The following is a 432-nucleotide window of genomic DNA, read 5'->3' on the forward strand; positions in this document are numbered from 1 at the left end:
AGTCTGTGTACGCTGAAGATACTTAGTAATAGGGAAAATAGGTAGTTGCCAAACTCTTTTTGACTTTGTAGCTCAGTTGGTTAGAGCATCTGACTGTTAATCAGAGGGTCGAAGGCTCAAGTCCTTCCAAGGTCGCCAATTGATTGTTATTTAAGTTATATACATAAAGGGCTTGTTGCCCTTTTTTATTTTTTTATAATCTTATGAAAGATTTATTAATAAAATCATCATTTCCGCCTTATTTCAAATTCATTTCTTAAGGTGAAACATATCGATTAATAATCAAAAATGAATAGTCTATTTTTTAATTAGTTTTCTTTTTTTTCTTAGTAAATTATGGTATAATTGTAATGGCAAATAAAAAAGAGGTGATTTTTTTGAGAAAAATATATTTAGCTGGAGGATGTTTTTGGGGCATGCAAGGTTACTTTA

General features: G+C 29.9%; 1 tRNA gene. It reads left to right on the forward strand.

Annotation, left to right across the window (positions count from 1 at the left end):
- Positions 1 to 61: 61 nt before the first annotated feature.
- Positions 62 to 138, forward strand: a tRNA-Asn gene (locus tag AYC60_RS03555).
- Positions 139 to 432: the final 294 nt, after the last annotated feature.

The organism is Streptobacillus felis, assembly GCF_001559775.1.
In the GTDB taxonomy this organism is placed as follows: Bacteria; Fusobacteriota; Fusobacteriia; order Fusobacteriales; family Leptotrichiaceae; genus Streptobacillus; species Streptobacillus felis.